Below are 21,903 nucleotides of genomic sequence, written 5' to 3'. Positions count from 1 at the left end.
AAATAACTGGCGGCGATGCACGGCCCGCACCAGTGCCGGATACCGCTATCATCCCATCTTTGTGGCAAGATAAGGGCAATGATAGCGACCCTTTTGATTCTACTGCCGGCTTTATACCTCACCCTTGCGGGACAAGACGGGTTCGGGGACACTCCGCCCCATGAGTGTTGAGTCCGCCCCGCCCGTTTCCACTGATTTAGAGGCGACCGAGAATCGCTTTGCACGTGCGCGCGAAGCCCGGCAGACCGAGATTGCCGAAGATTATGTGGAGCTGATCGCCGACCTGATCGCCCGTCATGGACAAGCCCGCGCCATCGATATTGCCCGCGCACTCGGGGTAACCCATGTCACCGTGAACCGCACCATCGCCCGACTGGCGCGGGATGGGCTGGTCAACAGCATGCCGTACCGCTCCATTCTGCTGACCCCGGCCGGAGAGGCGCTGGCGCAACACGCGCGCCATCGGCATCAGATTGTGTTCCGATTCCTGCGGGTACTCGGCATCTCCCCGGAAGTCGCGTTACAGGATGCGGAAGGGATGGAACACCATGCCAGTGACGAGACTTTGGAAGCCTTCGCCGCATGGACCAGACGGCTGGAACCGGGTCAGGACTGATCCGCATCATCCGGCCATAACCACCATTCACGCGGGGCTGGGCAGCGCGCTTTATGCTGTGATCAGCGCGAAGAATGTTGCTATAGGGTCGGCTCTCGGCCGCTGATGACGGATGGGCGTGCGGCCCGTTGAAGAAATGCCCTCCATCATCTCCCCGACCGGATTTTATGCATTGATGTTTTCCGATACCGCCGCGACGCACGCGGATGCCGACAGGAACACCCATGCCGAGGCATCAGCCCCGGCCCTGTTTCCCGCGCTGCATCCAACCCTGAAAGCAGCCCTGGATGCCAAGGGCTATACCAGCCTGACCCCTGTTCAGGATGCCGTCCTGACCGCTGATGCCGCTGAGCGCGACCTGCTGGTCTCCGCCCAGACCGGCTCCGGCAAGACCGTTGCCTACGGGCTGGCTCTGGCCGACACACTGCTGGGCGCTGACGAACGGCTTGGCCAGGCCGGTGCACCGCTGGCGCTGATCGTGGCCCCGACCCGCGAACTGGCCATGCAGGTACAGCAGGAATTGCTGTGGCTGTATGGTCCCGCCGGCGCCCGTGTCGTCTCCTGCATCGGCGGTATGGATGCCCGCCGGGAAGCCCAGGCGCTGGAGCGCGGCTGCCATATTGTCGTCGGCACGCCGGGCCGTCTTTGCGACCATCTGGGACGCGGACGCCTGAATCTTTCCCGCCTCCGCGCCGTGGTGCTGGACGAAGCCGACGAAATGCTCGATCTCGGCTTCCGGGATGAGCTGGAGGAAATCCTCGACGCCACCCCCGCCGAACGCCGCACCCTGCTGTTCTCCGCCACCATCGCCCGTGAAATCGCCGCGCTGGCCAAGCGTTACCAGACCAATGCGCTGCGCATCGACACCGTTTCCCGCAACAAGCCGCATGCCGATATCGACTATCGCGTCGTGCGGGTGCTGCCGCATGAGGCACGTCACTCGGTGGTGAACGTGCTGCGTTTCTACGACGCTCCCATCGCCATGGTGTTCTGCGCCACGCGCGAGGAAGTCCGCCATTTTCAGGCCAGTCTGATGGAACGCGGCTTTTCCTCCGTCGCTCTGTCCGGCGAGCTGAGCCAGACCGAACGCAGCCGCGCCCTGCATCTGCTGCGTGAGGGACAGGCCCGCGTCTGTGTCGCCACCGATGTGGCGGCCCGCGGCCTTGATCTGCCTGCGCTGGATCTGGTGATCCATGCTGATCTGCCGACCAATTCCGCCACCCTGCTGCATCGCAGCGGCCGTACCGGTCGCGCCGGACGCAAGGGCGTCAGCGTGCTGATCGCCCCCGTGAACCGTCAGCGCAAGGCCGATCAGCTTCTGCATACGGCTGGCATTCGCGCTGAATGGACCCCGGTTCCGACGGTCGAGGAAATCTCCATCCGTGACCGGGAACGCATGCTGGAAAGCCCGGCCCTGAGCGCCCCCATCTCCGATGACGAGCGTGAAGCGGCCCGTATCCTGATGGAAGGCCGCGATGCGGAGGCTCTGGCTGTCGCCGTGCTGCGCCTGCATCGCGGACGCCTGCCGGAGCCTGAAGACGTTCAGATCGTGCATGAGCGCCCAAGCAACAGTGAGCGTGGAGACCGTCCGCAGCGTGAGCGGGGCCGTGAAAGAGACCGCAGCGATCAGGATCGCCCGACCCGTACGCCGCGTCGTGACAATGATGGCGAAGCACGCGCCACGCGCTGGTTCAAGCTGAGTGTCGGTCGCAATGACAATGCCGATCCGAAATGGATCGTGCCGCTGCTGTGCCGTGCCGGTCATATCCGCAAACCGGATATCGGTGCGATTCGCATCATGGAGACGGAGACCTTCTTCGAGATCGACTCTGCCCGTGCCGACACGTTCAGCAGCGCCATCGAAGGCCGCGAGGCAGATGAAGTGGCCATTTCCGCCGCTTCGGCTCCGCCCGCAGGCGTTTCAGGTGGCTACACACCCCGGCCCTCAACCTCGGAACGCGGCAAAGGCGGCTTCGAACGTGCCATGCGCGAAGCCGATCACGGCGGTGACGAGGCCGCCCGCCCGCGTCGCACTTCGAAAACCGCCCCGCGCTCCGGCGAGCGCAAGTCGTATGACAAGCCCTATGAGGCAAAGTCCTACGATTCAAAACCCGGCGGCAAACCCCGGACCGCACGAAGCGGCTCATCTGCCTATGCGGGTGATGCCCCCCGGCGTGGCGCGTCGAAAGACAAGCCGTCCTACGGCAAGTCCTTCTCCGCCCCCTCTGGTCGCAGCGCGGCTCCCCGCGGTCGGACCGCGGGACCGGGTGGCAGCAGCAGCCGCAAGAAAACCAGCCGTAGCTGACAGGATGAAGGCTTTCTCCCTCTCACCCGGGGGGGAAAGCCGATTTCCGTGCCAATCCGGCGGCATGGCAGGTTTTCCTGCCGCCTGAATTCGCCCATAATCGCAGGAACGATAAGGATCTTGCGTGGCGTCTGACCGGACAACACCGTCGCCCAACATGACAGAACGGCAGCTCAGCGCATGTGGTCCCTGGGGAGAAGGGGAACGGATGGGGCGAGACCGCCTGCCGGTCACGCTTGTCCTGTCGGTTGCCGTTCACGCCCTGCTTCTGGCGGCGCTGCTGTTCCTGCATGTCGGGCGGCCACCACAGGATCTGTCAGCCCCGAGCGATGTCGCCATGGTGTTCGAGGGCGGGGGAGAGAAAGCCCCGTCCAATACCAGCCCTGACAGCAAGACCGATTCGGACGCCTTGTCCAATAAGCCGGGAATGCCTCCCCCCACGCCGGAGGACAAGCCTGATACCTCCCAACCCTCTCCATCATCCGCGCCGCCCAGCCCCAGCCCGCCGGCGCCGCCTCAACCGCAGGAAGCTCCGCCGCAGGTCGCTCCGGTGCCGCCCGCACCGCAAGCTCCCGCACCATCAACACCCCCCGCACAGCAGCCGCCTGCACCGGTGCCTGATATCCCGTTGCCGCCAGAGCCATCGCCCGATGCCGTGCCGGTCGCCCCACCGCCGCCAGCGACCGAGGTCCCTCCGGCGCCCCCCTCCCCGCCACAGCCCCGGACCATGCCGCAGCCACCGGTGCGCACGCCCAAAGCAACACCCCGAACATCATCGCGTCCGCCGGGCAGGGTTCGCGAAGCACCCGGCAGTTCGCTTTCCTCCCCCATGAATTATTCACTGGGCGGAGCCGCACGCGGCTTGCGGCATAATAATCCGTTCGCCTCAATGCCGACCAATCTGCCACTGGGGAATGACTGGAAAGCCGCGCTCCGCCGCTGGGTGCAGGAACACGGCTACTACCCGCGTGACGCGGCGATGCGCGGGGAAGACGGACCAGTGACGCTTCAACTGACCATCAACCGCTTTGGCGTGGTGACGGACGTGCAGATGCTGGAAAGCTCAGGATCGCAAGCGCTGGATATGGCCTGGACCTCCGTCTGGCGCGGCTCCCGCGTGCCGCCTTTCCCGCCCGGCACCAAGGAAGATTCAATCACCATCACCTATACCGGCAATTACATTCTCCAGCGGCGCTGATCCCGTTGCAGCTACGCAGCACGGCGGGGGGACGCCTTGATAAGGGCCGCGAGATGCCCGGCCACAAACTCGGCCTGTCGCCGGATATCAGGCACAGCGGTCATTTCCCAGAATGCACCTTTGGTGATCGGTCCCACGGCAAACAGCCGTCGTGAAATACGCCCGGTCTTGTCCAGCAAGGCACAATTCCCCGTCACCTCCAGCCCCAACCCGAGCGGATCAGGTCTGACCCATCCACGATCGAGCAGGGAACGAATCAGCGGGTGGCCGATCCGGGCATAATCAGCGCAGGGGCCAGAGCAGTTGATGACCCGCGCCGCGCTGGTTGTAATGAGATCAGCCTCGCCCCGCTTCCGCCAGCGGATCAGAACCTTGCCTTGATCTGTGATATCGAAAGCCCTGATTCGTCCGGCCGCAATCCGCAACTGGCCCCGTGCTCTGGCATCGGTAATCCGGTCAGCCGTGGCGGGCGGTACGCGATGACGGTGAATATCCCACCATGGCCGCAGATGGCGCAGAAATCTGGCCCTGTCCCGCATCGGCATGGTTTGCCACACATCGATCGTAAAAGGACGCAGACTGTCCACCACCGGCTGCCAGCTTTCCCCCGATGCGATGGAGCGGGCGGCCTCCTGCCTTAAAAAGCGGAGTAAATCGTTGATGGTTGTCGGAAAGGCAGCATCATCCGGTGACAACTCACTATCCGGATGGCCCTGCCGGGCGCTGGACCGCAGAGGCGGCAACGCCCCCGCACCATGACGCAGCGGAACCAGCCCGCGTCTGGACACGGCAATGATCGGGCCATGATGGCCCTGATCCAGCAGGGAAACCGCGACATCCACCATGGTCAGGCCGGTGCCGATCAGGAAAACCGGAGCTTCCGGCTCCAGCCCCGTCAGTGCATCCGGGGCCCAGGGATCAGGGCTGTAGAACGGCGTATCGAAAAAAGAGGGGTCCTCGACCGGAGGCGGCGCAGGCGGGAAATTACCGGTCGCGAAGACAACGCGATCCGCCTCCACCACGCGCATGCTCTCGCCCTGTCCAAGCATAATCTGCAACCTGCCGTCAGAGCCACAGCACAGATCATGGGCATCGCCCCGTACCAGTTCGAGCCGCTCATCCTCCTTAAGCTCGGCATTGAGCAGGGAGCGGACATAACTGCCGAACAGGGAACGAGGCACAAAAGCGCTTTCTTCGAGACCCGTCTCCACGCCCAAAGCTGCGGCCTCCTGTGGATGCTCCCGCAGCCAGGCGACGAAATGATGGGGGTTATCGTGAAAGGCGCTCATACGCCCGGCGGGGACATTGAGCAGATGGCTCGGATTGCCTGTGGCGTAAGCCTGGCCCCGCCCGAACTGGCGGTTGCGTTCAATCAGTGTGACCATGGTACCAGGGGGACATCGTCGGAGGGCATGCAGGGCCAGTAACGTGCCGCTGAAACCCGCGCCGATGACAGCGATTTTATCAGGACTCATTGAGACCTCGATTCCGCTTATCGACAGGAAGTCCAAGCCTAGACGCATTTTCCACCAAAAAGGAAAGCAATCATGCCGCGATGCTTCAAATAGCTGAATTTTAGGGAGTGACTATATAATAACTTGCGTTACTATATGTTCGCGATGATCTCTTATCGACAGGAGAATGTGTATGGAAACCAGACAGCTTGGCCGATCAGGGCTTTTTGTTCCCGTGCTCAGCCTTGGCACCGGCACCTTCGGCGGCAAGGGAGCGCTTTTCAAGGAATGGGGCGATACAGATGTTCAGGCAGCGACGCGGCTGGTCGATATCTGCCTTGAGGCGGGTCTGAATTTTTTTGACAGCGCCGATATTTACTCAGCCGGGATCGCTGAAGAAGTGCTGGGCGGCGCCATTGCCGGGCGGCGGGATCAGGTTCTTATTTCCACCAAAGCCACTTTCCGTGCCGGGAGTGGATATAACGATGTCGGATCGTCACGCCTGCATCTGATCCGCTCGGTCGAAGCCTCCCTGAAGCGTCTGGGAACCGATTACATCGACCTGTTCCATTTACACGGTTTCGACGCGAAAACGCCGGTCGAGGAAGTGCTGAACACGCTGGATGATCTGATCCGGGCAGGAAAAATCCGCTATGTTGGGTGCTCCAATTTCTCCGGCTGGCACCTGATGAAATCACTGGCCTATGCGCAGACCTACAATCTGCCACGTTATATTTCGCATCAGGCCTATTACAGCCTCGTCGGTCGGGAATATGAGTGGGAGTTGATGCCGCTCGGTCTCGATCAGGGAGTGGGCTGCATGGTGTGGAGTCCACTCGGTTGGGGACGGCTGACAGGCAAAATCAGACGTGGGCAGCCTCTCCCCGAAACCAGCCGACTGCATCGCGCCGCCGATCCGGGACCGCAGGTCGATGACGACTATCTGTATAAAGTCGTCGATGCGCTGGACGAAATTGCGCAGGAAACCGGAAAAACCGTCCCGCAGATCGCCCTGAACTGGCTGCTGCAACGACCGGGGGTCGCCAACGTGATTATCGGTGCCCGCAATGAGCAGCAACTACGCGATAATCTTGGCGCCATCGGCTGGAATTTGACGGAAGATCAAGTTGCCAGACTGGATGCAGCCAGCGAGGTGCCAAAAATCTATCCCTACTGGCACCAGGCCCAATTCTCAGAGCGTAATCCATTCCCTGTCGGTTGATGTCTCACGGGTGCAACGGGCTGCACTGTCAGCCCGTTGGCCGATGAATACCGCATTCGGTTTTGGCGCGGCCTCTCCATCGACCTGATCTCGGATCGGCCCCGGGCGCCACCGGCTGAGTGCAAGGGGCACAGCCGATTGACGGGTATCCTTTTGCCACCAGAGGATGACGCGGCAACTGGCGCCGCGTCATTTCCGCCTCGATATCGGCAGCCCCCCAGTCGGCCAGCGGATTGAATTTGGTAAACTTGCCCTCGACCTCCCGGAATGGCAGCGCGGCACGTGTACTGGCCTGATGGCGTTTACGCCCACTGATCCAGGCATCGAAACCGGACAAAGCCTTTTCCAGCGGGCGCACCTTACGCAGGGCGCAGCATGCATCAGCATCAAAATACCATAATTCGGCATCCGGATCCTGAGCCGCTGCCTCATCCGGGTCCGGGTAGATATCGCGGATGCCGGTCAGACCAAGCAGGTTTGCCAATTCCTGCCGATAGGCGAGCGTCTCCGGAAAATGGCGCTCCGTTTCCAGAAAAATAATCGGTGTCGCAGGGTCTATCTCCGCCACCAGCGCGAGCAGCAGGGCGGACTCAGCCCCAAAGGATGAGACCACGGCAATGCGACCGGCGAATTCTTCCGTGATGGCCTGACGCAATAACGGCAGCCCGGCGCCATGAGGCGCTGAAACCATGTCTGTCACCGGATGCAGCGAGGCCTCCCGAGCTGCCGTGGCATCATCCTGTAAATGCTTTTCCAGCGCGGCATCCTGCATCTGCATCGTCCTTATCCGGCGGAGTCTGAAACACCTAGATAATCAGGCACGGCCCTGGCTTGAAGCACCGCAAGCATTCCCATCCATCAGATCAGCACATGCGCTTATGCAGAAACAGCATCTGCATGCATGTCCTTGACGTCCCGGAAAGTGATATCGGGACTCAGCTCCGCCGTACGCCGCATCATGAAGGCTGAGCTTGCCAGAAAAACCGGATCGCCGTCGACATCATCCGCCATGGCGCTGCGTTGCGCATCAATGAATTTCTCCAGCGCCGCTTTCTCCCCGGACACCCAGCGTGCCAGAGAAAACGGTGTCTGATCGAACGTAATCGGCACCCCATATTCATTGGCCAGCCGCGCCATCAGCACGTCAAGCTGCAACACCCCCACCACGCCCACGATCGGCTGGGAACCATCGCGTGGGCGGAACAGCTGTACCACCCCTTCTTCAGCCAGCTCCTGCAAAGCCTGCTTGAGCTTTTTGGCTTTCATCGCGTCCTTGATCTGCACACGGCGGAGGATTTCCGGGGCAAAATAAGGCACGCCGGTGAAGTTCAGCCCTTCTTCCTCCGTCAGCGTATCGCCAATGCGCAGCGTGCCATGATTGGGAATCCCCACCACGTCGCCGGCAAAGGCCTCCTCAGCCAACTGACGATCGCGCGCGAAGAAGAATTGCGGCGCATGCAGCGGAATCTGTTTGCCGGTACGGGCCTGCTTCATCCGCATGCCGCGCACGATCTTGCCGGAGCACACGCGGGCAAAGGCAATCCGGTCCCGGTGATTAGGGTCCATATTCGCCTGAATCTTGAACACCAGCGCAGTCGCTGTTTCTTCTTCCGCTGAAACAACACGGGTATCCGCCGGCTGTGCCCGTGGTGGCGGCCCGAAGGCGGACAGCGCATCGAGCAGATCGGTCACGCCGATATCCTTGATCGCCGCACCGAAGAAAACCGGGGTCAGATGGCCTTCCATGAAGCCTTCGACTTCGAATTCCGGCAGGGCGGCACGGACCAGCTCCAGCTCCTCCGCGACACCCTGCATACGGGCATCGGACTCCGGAACCTGCTGCGTCAGACGGTATTCCTGCAAACGCAGATCATAAGTGCCGATGAAATCCGCCGCCCTGCCCACCGGCCAGGTAACCGGCGCGGTATCCAGCGCGAGCGTATTCGCGACCTCGTCCAGCAACGCGAACGGATCCTGCGCCTCACGGTCCATCTTGTTGATGAAGGTGATGATGGGAATATCGCGCAGACGGCAGATCTCGAACAGCTTGCGGGTGCGGGCCTCGATACCTTTCGCAGCGTCAATCACCATCACCGCCGAGTCCACCGCCGTCAGTGTGCGGTAGGTGTCTTCCGAGAAGTCCTCGTGGCCCGGCGTATCCAGCAGATTGAACACACAATCCTTGTATTCGAACGTCATCACCGAGGTAACGACGGAAATGCCACGATCCCGCTCGATGGCCATCCAGTCCGACCGGGTGCGGCGCCGCTCCCCTTTCGCACGGACATTTCCCGCAAGCTGAATGGCCCCACCAGCGACCAGCAATCGCTCGGTCAGCGTGGTTTTACCCGCGTCAGGGTGGGAAATGATCGCAAAGGTGCGGCGGCGGCGGATTTCATTGGCAAGCGCGGTCATAACGCGAAGCGCACCCCATCAGGACAAGCGGCAGCAGAAACGGCAACGCCGGACATGCTGCCATGCCCGGCGTTGAAAAACGTACCGATAAAAACCGGATCAGCGAGAATAGTATTCGATGACCAGATTCGGTTCCATCTGCACCGGATACGGCACATCGGACAGCTTCGGATAACGGGCATAGGTGCCCTTCATCAGGCGATGATCAACATGCAGATATTCCGGCACATCGCGCTCACCACTCTGGGTGGCGTCCAGCACCATGGCAAGCTGCTTCGACTTCTCACGCACTTCCACCACATCACCGACCTTCACCAGATAGGACGGGATGTTGACGCGCTTGCCGTTCACCAGCACATGGCCGTGATTCACGAACTGACGGGCCGCGAACGGGGTCAGCGCGAACTTCATACGATAGATGACGGCGTCCAGGCGGCGCTCCAGCAGCTCAATGAGGTTCTCGGAGGTATCGCCCTTGCGACGCACCGCTTCCTCATAATACTTGCGGAACTGCTTCTCGCTGATATTGCCGTAATAGCCCTTCAGCTTCTGCTTCGCCATCAGCTGAATGCCGAAATCGCTCGGCTTGCCCTTGCGGCGCTGGCCATGCTGGCCTGGCGCGTAGTCACGCTTGTTCAGCGGAGACTTGGCGCGGCCCCACAGGTTGACGCCGAGGCGGCGATTGATCTTGAATTTCGATTCTGCGCGTTTGGTCATCGCAGGACAGCCTTCTTTATGTGACCCGGCATGCGCCTTGAGTCTTTTGTTGCACCGGTAGTCCGGATGCAGTGCATCCGGCGGGCGCGAACCCCGAAGGTCCGTCCTCGTTCCCGGCCGTGAGGGCGGGCCTATAGAGAGGGTTCATCCAAAAGTCAAATTTTCCCGCCGCCCTCATCACGGTCTGACCACCGGTTTCGGATGCCCCGCCGGACGGTGGGCCGGACGCACCGGCCGGGCATCAAAGACGGCAATCCATTGCTTCCACAGCGCCATCATCTCCCCTGCCAGATAGGCATATACCGGCCACTGGAACCGGTCCCGCTGATAGGTTGAAAAACCATAGGCCTGGATCGTTTCGTGATCCTCCAGCAGGGAGGTTACGGTCGGCAGAAAACCGGTACGGTGCATCAGATCGGTCTGCACCTGCGGCTCCAGCAGCATGTTACAGGCCAGGGCGGCCGCGGCAGGATCGGCATCACCGCGCAGCATGGCTGCCTGCATCATGACGGGAATCACCCCCTCCTCCGCCGCATGCCAGGACAGGTCACCTACCATCTGCTGCCAGATCACTGCATTGGCCTGCAAGGTCAGGGCGGCAACGATCTCTCCGGTGCGCAGGGCATTGCCCAATGCTTCATCACTCGGATAGCTCCGTGCACCATGGTGACGCAGGCGGCGCAGCCAGGTCAGGCCGGGCGCGTAATATGTCATGCTTCCGCCCATGGCCAACGTGGCAGCACCCATGACCTGAAGATACTGCGCATCCGAAAACCCCACCCGCCCATGCAGGCGCGGTGAAGCCAGATCACCATAGCGCAACAGCACCATATCCTTTGTCAGGGAAGCACGTCTGACGATGACCAGACCGCTCTGCATCTGCGGAACAGCATAGGGCAGGCGCAGATCCGGTTCGACACCGATCAAAGCCGGAAGAAATTGCGGCGTAGCCGGACGAAAAGGCTGGATCAGGGACAGGGTATACATGGCGATGTCATCGAGCAGCAGCACATCGCAAGGTGCAGGCCGCAACAGAGTGCGGGCCTGCCGGATGCTTTCCATCCTTGGTAGCGTATCGGTGACATCGACCACCAGCCTGGTCTGAAGACGCTCCAGCCTCTGCCCTGCAACCGCCTGCACGGCGCTGGCATAATCCTCGCCGCTGCATCCCATGACCACACGATGCAGCAGGCTGGCGGTCGCATCGAACGCGACAGCGGGCGGCACATGAGGTGTACGGGGAAGAGCACGGTGCAGAATACTGCCACGCCCCTCCTCCCGTCCCCATGCAGTGTGAGCACCCGTCAACAGGGATGCCGCCCATGCAAGCGCCATCCGACGACCTGGCAGAGATGATCCGGTTTTATACCCCGCCATGAGCGCCGCTTATGGCCTCCCTGTCCGCATAACGATTAACGGATGCGTGCGGTGTATCCTGCGGCCTCGATCCCCGCGACCACGGCGGCCTCGTCATTGTCGGAGGTATCGCCCGACGCGCCGACCGCCCCCAGCAGGGTGTCACCCGCCATGATCAGCACCCCGCCCGGTACGGGGATCAGGGAACCACCAACCGCATGAGTCACCGCCGCCACAAAACTGGGATCCGTCGCGGCACGATCAGCAATCGCCCGGCTGCCCATACCCAGCGCCACCGCGCCATGTGCCTTGCCGATCGCAACCTCACCCCGGCGCAGGCTGGTACCATCCGCCCCACCAAAAGCCTTCAGTGCTCCCCGCGCATCCAGCACCGCAACCGCCAGCGGCTTCATCCCCGCAGAGGTCGCCTTTTCGAGGCTGGCCTTAATGATCGCCTGCGCCTTGTTCAGTGTCAGCACTGTATCCTGCCCTGTATTGCTCATGATATCCAACTTCCTCTTTCAGCATTAGTGACCGGCATTCACGACTCTCTGGCCGCGTCATTTCATCGGCCCATGCGTTGCATGAAGCATCGCGGCAAGTCCAGAACGGCTTGAGCATGGAAGAGGATAAAGGCGGATGTTTCTACGCACCGGGGAACTGGCTGGAGATTTAAACGTACACTTGACGATCGATGGCCCGGAGGGAGCACCGGCTTTCCTGCTGCTCCATGCGCTCGGGGCGACCGGAGCGGCATGGGACAGCATCGCAGCCGAACTGGCCCGGAGCTATCGCGTCATCCGTCCCGATCTGCGCGGACATGGGCTGACGGAGGTGACGCAGGGACCATACAGCATCGACATGCTGGCACGGGATGCTCTGGCCGTACTGGATGCGCTGGGCGTGGATGAAGCCCATGTCGCGGGGATTTCTCTGGGCGGCATGGTGGCACAGATGCTCGCGGCCATCGCTCCGGCCCGGGTACGTTCGCTGATTCTCTGCGATACTGGTCTGGCGATGGCAGAACCATCCCGTTTTCTGGACCGTGCCTCTCTGGCGCGCGCAGAAGGAATGGCATTGCTGGCGGATCAGGTGCTGCCCGGTTGGGTGACAGAGGATTTTCTGGCTGATCCCGCCGCGCACGGCCTGTATACCATGCTCTGCCGAACCGATCCGGAAGGATATGCCGGGGCGTGCGAGGCCCTCTCCGTCGCCGATCTGTCGGATCATGCCGAGGCCATTCTGGCACCATCCCTTGTGCTGGTGGGGGATCAGGACCAATCCACCCCGATCCCCATGGCTGAAGCCCTGCGCGACCGGCTTGGAGCGGCCTTCACCATCATTGAAAATGCCGCCCATATGATCTGCACCGAACAACCCCGACAGGTTGTGGAGGCGATCCATCGCTTTATCGGCGCACAGGCACAGGCCGATGCGCTGACGCGCGGCCTGACGACGCGACGCGCCGTGATGGGGGAGGAATTCGTCCAGCATGCCTTCGACCACGCCTCCCCCTTCGAGCGGGATTTCCAGACCTGGATGACGGAGGCCGCCTGGGGCGGGCCATGGTCACGCCCCGGTCTGGATCGTCGCACCCGCAGCCTGATCACTCTGGCCGTCCTCGCCACCCTGCGCGCTGAGGACGAGTTCAAAGGCCATTGTCGCGCCACAAGGAATACCGGTGCCTCCCCCGGCGATGTCGCAGAAACACTGATGCATGTCGCGTGTTATGCGGGCATACCGGCAGCAAATGCTGCTATGCGCATTGCCCGGGCCATTCTGCCGGATCATTCTGGCACATGATATCTCTGAGGCGGGCAGAGTTTGGTACAGGCCAATCTGTCAGCCCGTCTCATTTCCTTCCCCCTGTCCGATAAGGAGACCCCTCCATGAGCGAACGTATTATCCTGCGTACCGGCGAGGCTCTGGTTGCTGGCGGGCCACCCGGCACCGCAGCAGAACCGGAGGTTGTCATCGGTGCGCTGGACGGGCCGGTCGGTACCGCTCTCGCCACTCTGGTAGGCGATCAGGTTGCCGGTCACAGTCGTGTTTTCGCTATTCTGAACACCGGGATTCAGGTTCGCCCGGTGACTCTGTGCGTGTCCAAAGTAACCGTGAAAAGCCAGCGCTACACCAATATCCTGATGGGCACGGTTCAATTTGCCATCGCCAACGGCGTTCTGGATGCCGTGCGGGAGGGCTATCTGCCGAAAGATCAGGTCAATGACCTCGGCATCATCTGTTCCGTGTGGCTGGCGCCGTCCGTCATCAATGACGACAATCTGGATCACAAGGCGCTGTTCGAAATCCAGCGCAAGGGCACCACGGAAGCTATCCGCAAAGCCATGCAGAATGAACCCTCAATCGACTGGCTGCTAGAAAACCAGGACAAGATCATTCACAAATATCATCAGATGGGACTGGACGGGAAAATCTGATTTTCTATCCTGACCATCGCAAACGCCGCATGCCCGGTAACAAGGCATGCGGCGTTTTTTATGATCTCTGTTTTACTGCATAAATCCCAATCGACCATTCTCTGCATCATAGGCAACCGCCATATAGCGAAACAGCGCAGAACCAATATTGGAAGAGGTAGCTGTTTTAGAGACGCAGAAAACAGTATTGGCCGTTGTTATCAGAGCCAGATGAAAAACATCCTTGAAATCAATCTCGAATTTCTGCCCCTGCGACAGACAGCCGGAACTGCTCAGTTTCGGTTGTAAATTTCCTATATTGAAAACACCATAGGAAGCGCCGGTATCAAACAAAATCGGCGTGCAGGAGGCAGCCTCCCCATTGACAGTATAGCAGCCTGTTAAAGAGGTTCCCGTCCATGACGGCGCACCAGATGGGCCTGCTTTGGCAGGTTTTAGGGGTGCAAAGCTGAATTTTGCCGTGTTTTGCTGGGTCAATCCGACTGTCAGGGTGGGTGTTTTTCTGTCCCGAACATCCAGAATATATCCATTCGATAATGGAGTTGGCAGCTGCGCCAATGGGCTGATCAGACTGGTGCTTGTGTTCATGCTGATACCCATAATACCCGGCTTGTTGATACTGCCTGGGCAATGAGGCTTGTCAGCCGAGCAGTAAACCCGCGTGATCACACCGATGACAATCGGCTGCCTTGTTGTAACCGGTCCATGAGAATCCGGAAATGAAATGGTTGCCTTTGCCCAGTATCCATCAAATCTCGTGCCATCCGTATAACCCTGCCGGATCCGTGTCGGAAGTGCGACGAGATCAGGCCCCGCATCCTTCTGCATGACGTAAAGACCCGCCGAGCCTGTATCCAGCGAAACAGTTGTTGTCGGTCCGCCACCGATAGAAATATGAACCATAATAGGTACATTGCCTGCCCGGCTTGGGAAAAGCGGAATGCCGACACTTTGCGATATAGCAGGGGACGATTTGGTAACAGAGACAGAGCGACTTACTTTGACAGAGGATGAAGCCTGCCAAGACTGGGCATACGCGAGTGGGGTCGATGCCAGAAACACGCCAGCTAAAACAAAGGATGAGTATAATTTGCCACTGATCATTTCAATTTTCCTGAATAAAAATTCAGGAAAATTAACGCAGAAAAAAATAAGAAAATCAAATATTCAATAAGCTTTCAAAATCATTTTTCAAGACATCAGGCATGATAAAATCCTGCCACGTGATGTTAGATTTCATATGTTAATATCTGCCAAACAAATATGTATAAAAAGAAATCTTTTTGTCTCAATTTTTGAGATATAAGTCCTGAATCTCATTTTCAAATTTAGGCCACCGATTTGCTATGCTTTCACAAGCTTTAGACAGGCAATCATAGGCGCTGTGCATTGGGGCCAAGCCTTTCACCGGAATTCAGGTTCGGCCGGTGACTCTGTGCGTGTCCAAAGTAACCGTGAAAAGCCAGCGCTACACCAATATCCTGATGGGCACGGTTCAATTCGCCATCGCCAACGGTGTTCTGGATGCTGTGCGGGAGGGCTATCTGCCGAAAGATCAGGTCAATGATCTCGGCATCATCTGTTCCGTGTGGCTGGCGCTGTCCATCATCAATGATGACAATCCCGATCACAAGAGGTGCTGTTCGAAATCCAGCGCAAGGGTATCACGGAAGCCATCCGCAAGACCATGCAGAACGCACCCTCAATCGATGACCCGAGCCTTTGTCGAGTGGCTCACTGCAGTCATTCCGCCCCGCATCAAGAGACGCGCGCAGCCGCCGATATTTATGAAAGGATAACGCATTGAAGAAAGGTCTTGTCGTGATTTCCGGCTGCTCGGGCGGCGGGAAATCGACTCTGCTGGCTGAGTTGAACGCGCGAGGCCATACGGTCGTCGAGGAACCTGGCCGTCGCATTATAGCCGAGGAACTGGCCTCCGGCGGCAGCGCGCTGCCTTGGGTCGATCTGCCGGCGTTCCTGCGCCGCGCGATCGAGATGGCGCAGGATGACCGGACGACCGTCGCAGATCATGAAGGTTGGGTGTTCTTCGACCGTGGTCTGGTGGATGCGGCGTCCGCGCTGGAGACGCTGACCGGCGATCCGGCCCTGCATTCTCTCTGCATGACGCATCGTTATCATCGCCGCATGTTCATGGCCCCGCCTTGGCCGGAAATCTATGTCACCGACGCGGATCGCAAGCATAGCTTCGACGCAGCGGTGACGGAATATGATCGCCTGATGGAAGTGTTCCCGGCCTTGGGCTATGAAGTGATCCTGTTGCCGAAGATGGTGACAGCACAGCGCGCCGACTTTGTGCTGTGTTCCCTTGAAGGCCGCGTTCCATCCGTATAAGCCTGCGTGATAGGCTTACTGAGTGATACCATACCCGGCCCTGCATCTCTCTGCATAACCTACAGACCCGCAGAGCCTGTATCCAGTGAAACGGTTGTTGGTGCTCCTCCACCGACAGCGATATGCACCATCACAGGGACTCTATGTACATGATTTTTCAAAGGAGCAGCCTGACATCGAATGTCAGGCCATAAACCAGTCAGCGTTCCCTTACAAAATACGTATAAAAACGGATCCTTCCGTCTTTATTTTCTCGATATAAGCCCTGAATCTCATTTTCAAATCCAGGGAATTGGTTCGCCGCGTCTTCAAAAGCTCTCAGATAGGCGATCATAGGCTCCGCATTGGGGCCGAGCCTTTCACCGGGAACAGTGGTCGCGATACCCGGCGGATAAACAAGCCACAATGTCGCAGCGATTCTTCCATACGCCTCCTCCAGCGGCAGGTAATCGACATTGTTGCGCACCAGCTCCCGCATGGCCTCGTGCGGCAGCATGGCCATCTCCGGCAGATGCTCCGCCATGAACTGTTCTGCCTGTAAACGGCTGACCTGCCGGTCACGATAGAAAGCATGCATTTCAGCGCAGAGATCACGCAAACGCACGTTCTTGTAACGCTCCCGTCGACGCGCCACAAAATCCGGAATAGCGTCAGACAGAAGAACGTTCTGATCATGCAGGTTTTTGAACGTCACAAGATAGGACAGCAACGTTCCAGCCTTGCTGCTTTCAATACCCGGTGTCAGCAGAAAAAGCAGAGAGTTAAGATCGTTTTTTTCCGGCACGATACGGTTCTGACGCAGATATTCCGCCACGACCGGTGCCGGCACCCCATGATCAGCATAATTGTCCTCGTTGCGTCCATCGAAACCGGGCGTCAGCAAGGTCAGCTTGTTCGGATCGGTCATGGCCCAACCCGCATGCAGAGCAGGGAAACCGTGCCAGTCATCACCGGGACGCAGCATCCATTGTTCCGGGTCGGAAGCCAGCAGATCCGTCGGCGCATCTTCCCAGCGTAGTCCGGCGAAGGCTTCAGACTTTTCCGATGGCTGCACACGCTTGGGCACGAACGGTTCAAAAAACCACTGCAGATCGGGGTTGGTCTGCGCCTGTTTGTATTCTTTCCGTGTCAAACGGATCTTTTTGCGCAGTTCGATTCCCAGCCGGACCGTATCATCCCACAATACCTCGCCAGAGCGGCCTTTCATCATCTGCGCGCCGACATCAAGCGAGGCGAACAGCGGATAGAACGGGCTGGTGGAGGCGTGCAGCAGGAACATCTCGTTGAAACGGTTGTGACCGATCTGACGGTCCTGCCCTTTCAGATGACTGTCCTTCACATGAATCTGTGAGGCCTGGGAGAAAGAAGCAAGCTGCTTGTGCGTGCTCTGTGTCACGATGATACCGGGATCGTTCTCACCCAGATTGCGCAGCCCCATGCCAAAGCGCCCCCGGAACAGCGGGTGGAACTTCATGAAGCCGGCCCATGCTTCATCGAACAGGATATAGTCACACAGGTGGCCGATCGTCGCCAGCACTTCCTCAGCAGAATGGATGGTGCCGTCATAGGTGCACTGCTCAATCATCGCCACACGGAACGGACGAGGCCTGCGCCACGCTTCCGGATCGCGCACCAGCGGATGGGTGCGGATCGCTTCTCTGAGCGCCTCTTCATTCAACGCATCACGCCGCATCGGGCCGATCATGCCATGCGGGTTGCGGACGGTATCGATATAAACCGGCACCGCACCACTCAGCAGCAAAGCACCATGGTGCGCTGCCTTGTGGTTGTTGCGGTCAAACAGCACCAGGTCGCCTTCTGCCAACAGGGCATTCAACGCGATCTTGTTGGATGTCGAAGTGCCATTCAGCACGAAATACGTCCGCTCGGCCCCGAAAATCGTGGCGGCCTCCCGCTGTGCTTTCAGGGCCGGACCTTCATGGGTCAGCAGATCACCCAGCTGAAGCACGGAATTGTCCAGATCGTCGCGAAAGATCGCCTCGCCCAGATGCTCAACGAAAATGCGGCCAATCGGGCTGCGGCGATAGAACATGCCACCATTATGTCCCGGACAGGTCCACAACATGTTGCCCTGCTCGGCATAGTCGACCAGCTGGCCGAAAAAAGGCGTCTTCAGCGTGTCGGCATATTGCCGCAGACGTGCCACGAGGTTTTTCGCGATAAAGTCAGGCGTTTCATCAGCCAGAAAGATGAAGCTGTCGATATTGTCCAGCACAGCGACCGGAATATCCTCCAGCCGGTGACGACGTACCAGCACGATGATCGGCACATCAAGGCCGCGCTTGCGGATCAGTTCAATCAGCCCGGCCGCCTTGCCCGCTGCTCCTTTCTTGCCCCAGTCAACGATGACGCACCCAATGGCGGCGTCGGTACGGATGGCCAGCTCCGCATCGTCATCCCGGCGGGCGCGCAGCACGAAATATCCGTCCTGCTCGATCTCCTCCAGAATCTGCTGAAGGCGGATCCCCTCCAGATCATCCGGGTTAAAGGTCGGTGCGCAGACCAGAAATTTGAAGCGGCGTCCGTATTCCATTCCAGGCTCCCTTGAGTCGTCATGTGGCTATAGCGGTCCGGGCCGATCTTCTGCAGTGGGAAAAGGCTCCAGAATGCAAATGTCTTTAATATTTCTCTTGAGGGGAAAAGCAGGCTGGCAGACCTTCCCTGAAGGTGCCTTTGTGCCTGAACAAAATACAGCCTGATTACCCTGGCTGTTCAGGCAGGGCTCACATCATAGTGTCCGGGGATTTTCTTGTTTATGCACTCTCTCAGCTTTGACGGTCGGATGGTCATTCTTGGCTTCGGCAGTATCGGTCAGGGCGTGCTGCCCTTGATCCTGCGTCATGTCGCAATGCCCGCAGATCGGATCACCATTGTCACCGCCGATGATCGCGGTGCGGCTATCGCGGCTGAATACGGGGTCGCTCATCACGTTATACCGCTGACCCGTGACAACTACCGGGACGTCCTGTTGCCACTGCTCGGCAAGGGGGATTTTCTGGTGAATCTGTCGGTGGAAGTCTCTTCCGTCGCGCTGATCCTGCTCTGCCGGGAGGCGGGGGCGCTTTATACCGATACCTGCATCGAGCCATGGCCGGGCGGCTATACCGATCCCGATCTGACACCCTCCCAGCGTTCCAACTATGCACTGCGTGAAAGCGCTCTGGCGCTACGCGAAGGCTGTCCGGAAGGTGCCCCGACCGCGCTGATCGCGCATGGTGCAAATCCCGGCTTTGTCTCCCATCTGGTCAAGGACGCGCTGTTAACCATTGCCCGCGATACCGGGCACGAAGCCCCCGCCCCGACCACGCGCGAAGGCTGGGCGGCGCTGGCACAGGCGCTGAACATTCAGGCCATCCATATCGCCGAGCGCGATACCCAGGTCAGCAACCGTCCCAAAGCGGTTGGCGAGTTCGTCAACACCTGGTCCATCGATGGCTTCGTCGGTGAAGGCTGCCAGCCTGCCGAGCTCGGCTGGGGCACGCATGAGGCGGAGTTACCGCCCGGCGGGCGTCATCACGATTTCGGCTGTGGTGCGGCGATCTACATGATGCGCCCCGGCGCTTCCACCCGGGTGCGTAGCTGGACGCCGCTGGAAGGCCCGTATCATGGCTTCCTGATCACACATAATGAATCAATCTCGATCGCCGATTACTTCACTGTACGGGAAGGTACCTCCGTTCGCTATCGCCCGACCGTTCATTATGCCTACCATCCCTGCGACGATGCGGTTCTGTCGGTGCATGAACTGGCGGGCAAAAACTGGCAGATGCAGCCCCGCCAGCGTCTGATGATGAACGAAATCGAAAGCGGCATGGACGAGCTCGGCGTCCTGCTGATGGGTCATGAACGCGGCGTTTACTGGTTCGGCTCCCGCCTGACCATTGAGGAAGCCCGCAAGCTCGCCCCCCATAACAACGCCACCAGCCTGCAAGTGACAGCGGCGGTGCTGGCCGGGATCGTCTGGGCAATCGAAAATCCGACCAGCGGCGTGGTCGAAGCCGATGAAATCGACCATGTACGCGCACTTGAGGTCATGCGCCCCTATCTGGGCGAAATGGCGGGCGCCTACTCCAACTGGACTCCGCTCGATGGCCGGGAAACGCTGTTCCCGGAAGATCTGGACCGCAGTGAGCCCTATCGCTTCAAAAATATTCTGGTCTGATCACTGCCACGACACCTATGCGGGGAGGATCAATTCCTCCCCGTCCTTACTGACTCGCGCCTCAGCAACCAGTTGCTGCAAATCAAGCTCCTTTTCCATATCACGAAGCACACCATCGGTGATTTCCCCGGCGCGGTGCAGGCGCAGAACCTCCTGCCGCCCTGCCTTGATCGCCTCCAGTATCGCCATGAAATGGGCAATTTCATGCGGGCGATGCTCTTCCGGATTTTTCGCATAGATAGACGCGACACTGGCCCGATGAGCATATTGCTCCAGCAGACGAGGATGACGCTCCTGGCCGTCAGGAGTATGAGAAGCCTTCTGGATGGCCCGATATTGCGCCGCTGTCATGCGAGCCCATGCCCGATCTTCCGAGTGCCGCTTCATTTTCAGTTCCTCGGCGCCGCTCAGACGCAGCAATCGGATGAGCGGTTCCAGTGTGGTACCCTGCACCAGAACCGTCACCAGAATGACAAGGAAGGTGGCGATGAGAATGAAATCACGGCCCGGCATGGTTTCGGGGACGGATAGCGCCGCCACCAGACTGACCACGCCCCTCATTCCCGCCCAGCCCATGATGGTCGACGCTGCCAGAGAAGGCGCTGGCCCGTTTCTGAAGCCAACCAGCCGTATCAGAGAATAAACTCCGTCCACCGCATACAGCCAGACAAACCGGCAGACAACGACAAGGGCCACTACCAGCAGGCAGGGTAGCAGAAAGGCTTGAACCGCATCCCCCTGATCTTCCAGCCTGCCCAGCACGCCCCGCAGGGAAAGGCCGATAAACATGAACAGGACAGATTCCAGCAGGAACACCAGAATCCCCCACACGGCATGGGCACGCATCCGCGTATCGGCCGAAAACACCTCATGCTGCCGCCAGCCAACGATAAGGCCGGTTGTCACAGTCGACAGGACGCCGGAAACATGGAGTTTTTCTCCGCCGATATAAGATATGGCGCCCATCAGCAGCGTGACCGTCACCACGGCCTCGCCATGGCCACGTAGCCAGCGGATCGCCAGCAATCCGGCGTACGCAATCACCACCCCAAGCGCCACACCACCCACCGAGAGAACGAGAAATGAGGTCAGTGCGCCGGACAGGCTGAATGTTCCTGTTAAAGCTGCGACAATCGCGAAACGGAACAGTACCAGCCCGGCGGCATCGTTCAGCAGGCTTTCTCCCTGCAACAGCACGGTGATACGGCTTGGCAGGCTCACCCGTGCCAACACCGCGTTGGCAGCAACCGCATCCGGGGGCGACACAATGGCGCCAAGCGCAAAACACACCGCCCAGGGCAGGCCGGGCAGCAACCATTTGACGCCAACACCCACCACCATGGTGGTAAAAATCACGGCTCCCACGGCCAGCAGCAGAATACCCCGGAGATTTTGCCGGAAATCACGCCAAACGGTCATATATGCGCCGCTCATCAGCAGAGGCGGCAGAAAAATCACCAGAATCAGGTCGGGATCAACATCGGGCATCCCGATCCCGGGCATGAGCGCCAGCGCACCACCCCCCAGAATGAAAGCCGCAGCAGGCGGCAGATGCAGCCGACGGGCCAGCACCTCCAGCCCGACAATGGCTGCCAGCAGAAGAATCAGAAACTCGAACTGTTCCAACCGTATCCTGCTCCTGCTGAC

General features: G+C 59.6%; 18 protein-coding genes. 9 read left to right on the top strand and 9 right to left on the bottom strand.

What is annotated here, in order from left to right; all coding sequences use genetic code 11:
• Positions 1 to 160: 160 nt before the first annotated feature.
• The 3 genes from mntR (at position 161) to GbCGDNIH8_RS02760 (ending at position 4,119) form a co-directional block, all read left to right on the top strand.
• Positions 161 to 616 (top strand): manganese-binding transcriptional regulator MntR, encoded by a 456-nt coding sequence (gene mntR / locus GbCGDNIH8_RS02770; RefSeq protein ID WP_072572020.1) that lies wholly within the window; start codon positions 161 to 163, stop codon positions 614 to 616.
• A gap of 112 nt (positions 617 to 728) precedes the next feature.
• A complete protein-coding gene (locus GbCGDNIH8_RS02765) occupies positions 729 to 2,921 on the top strand; it encodes a DEAD/DEAH box helicase (protein ID WP_072572019.1) in 2,193 nt (730 codons plus the stop codon).
• A gap of 157 nt (positions 2,922 to 3,078) precedes the next feature.
• On the top strand, positions 3,079 to 4,119 hold the full coding sequence (locus GbCGDNIH8_RS02760) for an energy transducer TonB (RefSeq protein ID WP_072572018.1): 1,041 nt from the start codon (positions 3,079 to 3,081) through the stop codon (positions 4,117 to 4,119).
• An 11-nt stretch (positions 4,120 to 4,130) separates the two neighbouring features.
• On the opposite strand, the gene GbCGDNIH8_RS02755 is transcribed toward GbCGDNIH8_RS02760, so the two are convergent.
• Positions 4,131 to 5,594, bottom strand: coding sequence for an FAD/NAD(P)-binding protein (locus GbCGDNIH8_RS02755; RefSeq protein ID WP_072572017.1), 1,464 nt, complete (start codon positions 5,592 to 5,594; stop codon positions 4,131 to 4,133).
• Between the two features lie 172 nt (positions 5,595 to 5,766).
• On the opposite strand from GbCGDNIH8_RS02755, the gene GbCGDNIH8_RS02750 reads away from it, so the two are divergent.
• The gene (locus GbCGDNIH8_RS02750) at positions 5,767 to 6,795 is read left to right on the top strand and encodes an aldo/keto reductase (protein ID WP_072572016.1); all 1,029 of its coding nucleotides are present in this window, start codon (positions 5,767 to 5,769) and stop codon (positions 6,793 to 6,795) included.
• A 28-nt stretch (positions 6,796 to 6,823) separates the two neighbouring features.
• Here GbCGDNIH8_RS02750 and GbCGDNIH8_RS02745 read toward each other — a convergent pair whose 3' ends face one another.
• The 5 genes from GbCGDNIH8_RS02745 to GbCGDNIH8_RS02725 form a co-directional block, all read right to left on the bottom strand.
• Positions 6,824 to 7,573, bottom strand: a complete 750-nt coding sequence (locus GbCGDNIH8_RS02745) for a phosphoadenylyl-sulfate reductase (RefSeq protein WP_172822881.1) — start codon at positions 7,571 to 7,573, stop codon at positions 6,824 to 6,826.
• A gap of 98 nt (positions 7,574 to 7,671) precedes the next feature.
• Positions 7,672 to 9,210, bottom strand: coding sequence for a peptide chain release factor 3 (locus GbCGDNIH8_RS02740; protein ID WP_072572015.1), 1,539 nt, complete (start codon positions 9,208 to 9,210; stop codon positions 7,672 to 7,674).
• Positions 9,211 to 9,309: 99 nt separating this feature from the next.
• Positions 9,310 to 9,927 carry a 30S ribosomal protein S4 gene (gene rpsD / locus GbCGDNIH8_RS02735; RefSeq protein ID WP_025286076.1) on the bottom strand — a complete coding sequence of 206 codons (618 nt, stop codon included), beginning with the start codon at positions 9,925 to 9,927 and terminating at the stop codon, positions 9,310 to 9,312.
• Positions 9,928 to 10,104: 177 nt separating this feature from the next.
• On the bottom strand, positions 10,105 to 11,304 hold the full coding sequence (locus tag GbCGDNIH8_RS02730) for a type 2 periplasmic-binding domain-containing protein (protein ID WP_157692529.1): 1,200 nt from the start codon (positions 11,302 to 11,304) through the stop codon (positions 10,105 to 10,107).
• Between the two features lie 35 nt (positions 11,305 to 11,339).
• Positions 11,340 to 11,786, bottom strand: a complete 447-nt coding sequence (locus GbCGDNIH8_RS02725; RefSeq protein ID WP_072572013.1) for a GlcG/HbpS family heme-binding protein — start codon at positions 11,784 to 11,786, stop codon at positions 11,340 to 11,342.
• Positions 11,787 to 11,922: 136 nt separating this feature from the next.
• Between GbCGDNIH8_RS02725 and pcaDC the strand changes: the two genes are divergently transcribed.
• Positions 11,923 to 13,086: a bifunctional 3-oxoadipate enol-lactonase/4-carboxymuconolactone decarboxylase PcaDC gene (pcaDC, locus tag GbCGDNIH8_RS02720; protein WP_072572012.1), complete on the top strand. Its 1,164-nt coding sequence runs from the start codon at positions 11,923 to 11,925 to the stop codon at positions 13,084 to 13,086.
• An 86-nt stretch (positions 13,087 to 13,172) separates the two neighbouring features.
• Positions 13,173 to 13,721 (top strand): formaldehyde-activating enzyme, encoded by a 549-nt coding sequence (gene fae / locus GbCGDNIH8_RS02715; protein WP_011631232.1) that lies wholly within the window; start codon positions 13,173 to 13,175, stop codon positions 13,719 to 13,721.
• Positions 13,722 to 13,793: 72 nt separating this feature from the next.
• Here the strand turns inward: fae and GbCGDNIH8_RS02710 are convergent, their stop codons facing one another.
• Positions 13,794 to 14,825, bottom strand: a complete 1,032-nt coding sequence (locus tag GbCGDNIH8_RS02710) for a hypothetical protein (RefSeq protein ID WP_157692528.1) — start codon at positions 14,823 to 14,825, stop codon at positions 13,794 to 13,796.
• A gap of 350 nt (positions 14,826 to 15,175) precedes the next feature.
• On the opposite strand from GbCGDNIH8_RS02710, the gene GbCGDNIH8_RS02705 reads away from it, so the two are divergent.
• Positions 15,176 to 15,520 (top strand): formaldehyde-activating enzyme, encoded by a 345-nt coding sequence (locus GbCGDNIH8_RS02705; protein ID WP_253805632.1) that lies wholly within the window; start codon positions 15,176 to 15,178, stop codon positions 15,518 to 15,520.
• A gap of 4 nt (positions 15,521 to 15,524) precedes the next feature.
• Positions 15,525 to 16,073: an AAA family ATPase gene (locus tag GbCGDNIH8_RS02700; RefSeq protein WP_072572010.1), complete on the top strand. Its 549-nt coding sequence runs from the start codon at positions 15,525 to 15,527 to the stop codon at positions 16,071 to 16,073.
• A gap of 199 nt (positions 16,074 to 16,272) precedes the next feature.
• Here the strand turns inward: GbCGDNIH8_RS02700 and GbCGDNIH8_RS02695 are convergent, their stop codons facing one another.
• Entirely contained in the window at positions 16,273 to 18,627 is a 2,355-nt protein-coding gene (locus GbCGDNIH8_RS02695; protein WP_072572009.1) for an Orn/Lys/Arg family decarboxylase, read from the bottom strand.
• A 222-nt stretch (positions 18,628 to 18,849) separates the two neighbouring features.
• Here GbCGDNIH8_RS02695 and GbCGDNIH8_RS02690 point away from each other — a divergent pair, with 222 nt between their 5' ends.
• Entirely contained in the window at positions 18,850 to 20,256 is a 1,407-nt protein-coding gene (locus GbCGDNIH8_RS02690) for a homospermidine synthase (RefSeq protein WP_072572008.1), read from the top strand.
• 15 nt (positions 20,257 to 20,271) lie between these two features.
• Here the strand turns inward: GbCGDNIH8_RS02690 and GbCGDNIH8_RS02685 are convergent, their stop codons facing one another.
• Positions 20,272 to 21,882, bottom strand: a complete 1,611-nt coding sequence (locus GbCGDNIH8_RS02685; protein WP_072572007.1) for a Na+/H+ antiporter — start codon at positions 21,880 to 21,882, stop codon at positions 20,272 to 20,274.
• Positions 21,883 to 21,903 lie beyond the last annotated feature (21 nt).

This window comes from Granulibacter bethesdensis (assembly GCF_001889545.1).
Classification (GTDB): Bacteria; Pseudomonadota; Alphaproteobacteria; order Acetobacterales; family Acetobacteraceae; genus Granulibacter; species Granulibacter bethesdensis_B.
The sequence above is the reverse complement of the archived record's forward strand: the minus strand, read 5'-3'. Positions and strand labels throughout refer to the sequence as shown.